We start from the raw sequence: 6,000 nt of genomic DNA on the forward strand, positions 1-6,000 counted from the left end.
CCTCTAACCGCCGCCGTCTCCGCCGTCACCGCCGTTGGCCTGCCCGCCGGTCCTGGTGGCCTTCACGGGCCCGCGTCGAGCGTTCTCGATGACCAGGGCGACGAGCAGCACGACGAGAACGACGACGAGGTACGTCATCTCGCTCGCCTCTGCGGTGGTGCGCCGCCGGGTGTCGCGTTGACTGTCATGAGTCCCCCAGATGTCGAGTGATTCGATTCTGCCACCGCTGCGGCCTTCAGCAACACCACCGGATCGCCGAGCCCAGTCAGGAGGTGGCGTCCTCTGACGGTCGAGGCTCGGGCAGATCGGGCAGCACCAGGTTGAAGCGGCGTCGCTGGGCACTGATGACCACGTCCTCGGACTCGGCCGCGCCCGTGCGCGGGTCGAGGGCGGTCAGCACGTACCGGCCCAGCGGCGGCAGTCCGATCTCGTAGTGCCCCTGCTCGTCGGTCCGGGTCGCGCCCGCGGACTCACCGGACGAGTCGGTCAGCACGACGAGCGCGTCGTCGATGGGCCATCCGTCGCGCGAGATGACCCCGGCGACCGTGAGTCGCTGGTCGAGGTGCAGCACGGGTACGGCGTCGGCCGAGAGATGGCGGAGCTCGGACCGCGCCGCCCAGCCCTCCGCGGAACAGACGACGAGGTACTCCCCCGCCCCGGGCAGCACGACCGACCAGCGACCGTCGTTGTCGGCGCGAGCCCAGTCCGCCTGGCGTCCCGTGCGGTCGAGCATCGAGACCACCGCCAGTCGCGCCGGCTTGCCGTCGCCACGCTGCACCCGACCTCGTACGACGACCTCCGCACCGACGTCCGCCCGGCGCACCGAGTCGCCCCGCACGGCGGTCGGAGGACCCCCGGGCAGGACGGGAGCGCCGGCGAGGACGGGCGCGATCCGTGCCGGGATCATGAACCCGACGGCGGCCGCGAGGAACGCAGCCCCCGCGGCGAGCCAGTTCATGGCGTGCAACGCGGCCTCGGAGGGGTACGGGCTCCCGGCGACGGTGCCGGCGGCGAGGACCGCCGCAACGGTCGCTGAGCAGGTGGAGGTTCCGATGGAGCGGACCACGGTGTTGAGCCCGTTGGCGGCTGCCGTCTCGCTGATCGGCACCGACTGCATGATGAGCACCGGCATGGCCGCGAAGCTCACCGCGATGCCGACCGACACGATGCAGACGGCCACCACGAGCTGGGCGAGGGTGGCGTCGAGCAGGACGCGCACGACGTAGCCGAAACCCGTGATGACGAGCCCCGCCACCAGCGTGATCCGAGCGCCGAAGCGCCGCGTGATCGACGCCGACACCGGCGCCATGAGGACCATCAGCACGCCGCCGGGCAGCATCGCCAGTCCGGCCTCGGTGACGTCCAGGCCGAACCCGACGCCGGTCTCGACCGGGATCTGGAGCTGCTGGGTCGCGACCAGCAGGTTGGCGAACATCGCGAACCCGGCGAGGAGGGAGGCGATGTTGGTGAGGAGCACCGGCCGCCGCGTCGACGTACGCAGGTCGACCAGTGGCTCGCCCGTCCGCAGCTCCCACGGTGCCCAGAGCGCGAAGAGGAGGAAGGAGAGCGTGAACGACAGCAGGGTCCACTGCGACGTCCACCCCCACGTGCCTCCCTTCGAGATGCCCAGGAGGAGTGACGTCAGCGCCAGGGACATCAGGATCGCGCCGGGCCAGTCGAAGCGACCGGGCGTCCTCACTCCGGACTCTGGGACCACGGCCAGGACGAGGACCAGCATCACGGCAGCCATGACGACGCTCCCCCAGAACACGGCCTGCCACCCGAAGGCGTCGTAGATGACGCCCGACAGCGGGAGCCCCACCGCTCCCCCGATGCCGAGCGTCGCGCTCATCAGCGCGACCGCTCCACCGATCCGTTCCGGCGGGAGCTCGTCGCGCATCATCGAGATGCCGATCGGGATCAGCGCGGGTGCGAAGCCCTGCAGGGCCCGTGCGGCGATCAGCCCGGCCAGCGAGTCGCTCACGGCGCCGAGGAGAGAGCCGGCGAGCAGCACGACCAGCGAGACCACGACCATCCGGCGCTTGCCGTGCATGTCAGCCAGGCGGGACAGGATGGGCGTCGCCACCGCGCTCGTCAGCAGCGTGACGGTGACCAGCCACGAGGCGTTGTCCGAGGTCGTGCCCAGCAGCTCCGGGAAGTCGGGCAGCAGCGGCACGACCAAGGTCTGCATGAGCGACACCGACGTGCCGCACAGGGCCAGGACCAGCACGATCAGGCCCGAGCGACTCGACCTCTCGCGCTCCAGCTGGTCCTTCGAGGCAGCCACGGTCACCGACAAGACCGCGCTCCATCGCTCATGGATCCGACCCTAGTCCCGTTCCTCGGCCCACCGAGGCGGTGGGCCACGGGCCCTCACAGCAAGCGGCAAAGGTTCGGCGACGACGTCCCACTTTTCCCGGACCGTTCGGGACTCCGGTCCCGTGTGCGGTGCGCGCGAGGCGCTCATCCTGAAGGGCATCGGACGCGGCCAAGGAGACGAGGACATGGACACACGACGAGACACGGATCTGCCGTCGAGCAACACGCTGCTGCACGCCATGGCTCCGCGTTCGTGGAGGTGGACGCCCAGAGGGAGCATGGCGCCTCGCCTGGCCCTCGCCGGCCTCGCGCTGGTCGCGCCACTTCTTCCCGCCGTCCCGGCAGGTGCCGTCGCGGGGACGTGCGAGGGCAGGCCTGCGACGCACCTCGGCACGCCGGGGGACGACGTACTGACGGGGACCGACGGCGACGACGTGATGGTCGGGCTGGGGGGCCACGACACGCTCTGGGGGTTGCTCGGCAACGACGTCATCTGCGGTGACGAGGGATCGGACACCCTCATCGGGCGCGCCGGCGACGACCGCATCCTGGGCGGGCTCGACAGCGATGCCGGCGGCGACATCATCTGGCCGGGAGTGGGCAACGACTTCATCGACGGCGGTCTCGATCCCCTGACGCGCGACGACTTCTCCGTCCCCGCGGACACCGTGCTCTACTCGGACCTCCTCGCCGCCGGCTTCCCGGGCGGGATCAGGGCCGACCTCACCCCGGTCGGCGGGCTGGGCTTCGTGGCAGAGCCGTCAGGCACCGACCAGATCGTCGTGACCGAGGCCCAGAGCATCGCGGGCACACGCACGGCGGACGTCCTGATCGGATCGCCGTACCTCGACGTGCTGGTGGGTCGCGGCGGCGCCGACCAGATCGACGGCGCCGGCGGCCCCGACACCCTCCTCTCGGACTTCACGGACGCGGTCGCCGACCCGGCCACCGACGGCCCCGACGACATCGACGGAGGCCCCGGCACCGACTGGATCGCCCTGGGGCAGGCGGGAGGTACGGCGCGCGGCGGGGAGGACATGGACCACCTCGAGGCCCACCCGGCGACCGGCCCGGCCGTCCTCCGCGGCCAGGACGGGGACGACCAGCTCTGGACCCAGTCCGTGGAGGACGTCGACGTCGACGGCGGTCGAGGCCATGACGACATCGACGTCCGGCTCACCCCCGCCTCCCGTGGCGTGTCGGTGGACGGGGGCAGCGCCAGGGACCTCGTGACCTTCGACGTGCGCAAGGCGGGCTTCGGCAAGGGCTCGACGATCACCGTGGACCTGGGCCGCGGAGTCCTCCGGACCAAGGCACGCGCCGGTCGGGTGCGTGGCCTCGAGGTGCTCTGGATCAAGGGCGAGGACGCACGCTGGCGGATCCGCGGCACGCACCGCAACGAGGACGTGATCATGCAGGGAGGACGCAGCCTGGAGGCCTGGATGCGCGGCGGGCGCGACTCCGTCGTCGCCACGCGGGGACGTGACGTCCTGGACCTCGGTCAGGGACGCGGCGACTTCGCGAACGGCCGCATGGGACGGGACACCTGCCTCGGCGCCGAGCGGGTCAGGAGCTGCGAGGTCCAGCGCTCCGGCCGGTCCGATCGAACCGCGCGTCAGGCACGTACGACGCAACGGGATGCGGTCGAGCGACTCGAACGCGGCGCGCACGTCGTGGCCCGGATGCCCATCGAGGTCTCTGCGCTCCACCGGTGACGGTGACCCCTGCTCGCGTATCGGCCGATCGGCCAGACATTCCCGTACCAGAGGCCAGGAAGACCCTGCCGCCGGGCCGATGGCACCGGGCCGCCCCTCGTCCATCGTGGCATCAACCACCCGACGAGAAGGACGACGAGACCATGAGCATCACGACCAGGACCACGTACGACACCACGGCCAAGCCGGCCCTCCACGATCCCCGCACGCCGGTCAGGGCGAAGCTCGCCGCAGCCTGGGCCAGCTTCATGTTCTTCTACATCTACGTCGACTACCTGCACCTCTACAAGCCGGGTGCCATCGACGACATCCTGGCCGGCGTCGTCTTCGAGTTCGACATCAGCCAGACCTTCGCCGTCAGCTCGCTCGCGCTGGTGGGCATCCCGAGCCTGATGATCCTGCTCTCCATGGCACTGCCCGCCCGTGTGAGTCGCACGCTCAACCTCGTCGTGGCCGCGCTCTACCTCCCCGTCTCGGCGTTCAACGTGCTCGGCGAGTCCTGGGTCTACTTCTACGGCCTCGGCGTGGTGGTCGAGCTGATCGTCCTGGCCTACGTCCTCCGCACCTCGTGGACCTGGCCTCGTACGGCGTCGTGAGCGGCGTGCCGGTACACCTCACAGCCCTCCGGCGTCAGGACACCTGCCGCGCGGTCGCGCGCGACTGCTCGCGAAGGCTCTGGCCCGGAGGAGCCCAGTGCCAAGCCCACGTCAGTGAGTCACCGTCCCAGCCTGCGTGGATCTCCATCGCAAAGCCAGCGGCGTCACCTACGAAGTGTCCGGCAGCCACTCTCCGGAAAGCGACAACATCCGAGAACTCGCTCGTTGCCACGTGCAAACCCGATGCCGACACGATGGTGTGCTCCACATGCTGCAGGCCAGCCACGCCGATGGCTTCGTAGTCGAGGCTCATCGCGTGCTTGGTCAGCCTTCGCACCTCGATGCGGCACTGACAGTCGCCGCTCTCCTCTCCGGTCACCATCCCGCGGTACAGCCCTGGAGGTAGCGCCATCACGTCGACCATGGCGCGATTGCACCACGACGGCGACGTACGCGTCATGAACGAACGGCGCAGGTGCCCGCCCGTGTGCCTGGCTCCCGTCCATGTGCCATCAGCGGCAGTCCGGATGTTCGCGTCACCTGGGGAGCGGCCTCCCAAACCAAGGCAGGCATGGGCCGAGACCGCTGACAGTGACGTGCTCACCGGTCCCCGAGGTACGCCACTCCTCGACCGTCAGCCGCATGTGAGCGAGTTCGACCAGACCCCGCTCTGAGCGGTTCAGACTGACGCCGTTGTCGCGATACCCAACATGCCGCGACACCCCGAGTGAAGCACCGTTGTCAGTACGGGCCGAGGTCACCGCAGCACGGGCTTCCAGATGGTCGAAAGCGAGCGCCAAGACCGCTGTGCGCATCGCGATGCCGACACCGCGCCCCCGTGCCGACCGGACCAGCCATGACCCGGAGTCGACCGTGCGGAGACTCAGAAAGTCGTCAGCCTCCAGCGATTGCACACCTACGAGGGTGCCGTCGTGCTCGACGGCGAAGTCGAGGCGCCACGACGACGGCGACCACGTTCCGACGGACCGCCAGTAACCCTGATAGACGAGACGCCGCCGATGCTGAACCAGGTCTTCGCCGGGGAAAGCCTCGGACGAGGGGTCGTGTTCGTAGTCCGACGGCTGCATCGTCGCCAGCCGGGGAAGGTCTCTCTCCTGTACCGGGCGAAGGCTGACGTTGCCGCAGCGAAGCCGAAGGCCGAACAGAGGCCAGTGCTCAACCAAGGAGACGTCGGAAGGCTCGGACACCGGAGCAGTGTCACACGCAACAGCGACAGGTCGACGACATCGCGCCCGCATGGGTAGACCCCGGGGAGGGACATCCGGACATCGACATTATGCACAGGGTCGGGGCGGTCGCTCATGATGCTTCGCCTTCCGTGAGGCCGGTGAGGAGCTGGTTGAAGAGGT

General features: G+C 69.8%; 6 protein-coding genes. 2 read left to right on the top strand and 4 right to left on the bottom strand.

Annotation, left to right across the window (positions count from 1 at the left end; translation table 11 throughout):
- Positions 1-3: 3 nt before the first annotated feature.
- Together Q1B24_RS11365 and Q1B24_RS11370 are read right to left on the bottom strand one after the other, a co-directional pair.
- Entirely contained in the window at positions 4-138 is a 135-nt protein-coding gene (locus Q1B24_RS11365) for a hypothetical protein (RefSeq protein ID WP_299928040.1), read from the bottom strand.
- 127 nt (positions 139-265) lie between these two features.
- A complete protein-coding gene (locus Q1B24_RS11370; protein WP_299928043.1) occupies positions 266-2,287 on the bottom strand; it encodes an MFS transporter in 2,022 nt (673 codons plus the stop codon).
- 310 nt (positions 2,288-2,597) lie between these two features.
- Here Q1B24_RS11370 and Q1B24_RS11375 point away from each other — a divergent pair, with 310 nt between their 5' ends.
- Together Q1B24_RS11375 and Q1B24_RS11380 are read left to right on the top strand one after the other, a co-directional pair.
- On the top strand, positions 2,598-4,034 hold the full coding sequence (locus tag Q1B24_RS11375; RefSeq protein WP_299928046.1) for a calcium-binding protein: 1,437 nt from the start codon (positions 2,598-2,600) through the stop codon (positions 4,032-4,034).
- Positions 4,035-4,177: 143 nt separating this feature from the next.
- A complete protein-coding gene (locus tag Q1B24_RS11380) occupies positions 4,178-4,630 on the top strand; it encodes a DUF6326 family protein (protein WP_299928049.1) in 453 nt (150 codons plus the stop codon).
- A gap of 34 nt (positions 4,631-4,664) precedes the next feature.
- Here Q1B24_RS11380 and Q1B24_RS11385 read toward each other — a convergent pair whose 3' ends face one another.
- The gene (locus Q1B24_RS11385; RefSeq protein WP_299928052.1) at positions 4,665-5,054 is read right to left on the bottom strand and encodes a hypothetical protein; all 390 of its coding nucleotides are present in this window, start codon (positions 5,052-5,054) and stop codon (positions 4,665-4,667) included.
- A 112-nt stretch (positions 5,055-5,166) separates the two neighbouring features.
- Entirely contained in the window at positions 5,167-5,838 is a 672-nt protein-coding gene (locus Q1B24_RS11390) for a GNAT family protein (RefSeq protein ID WP_299928055.1), read from the bottom strand.
- Between the last annotated feature and the right edge of the window lie 162 nt (positions 5,839-6,000).

This window comes from uncultured Nocardioides sp. (assembly GCF_947488025.1).
Classification (GTDB): Bacteria; Actinomycetota; Actinomycetes; order Propionibacteriales; family Nocardioidaceae; genus Nocardioides.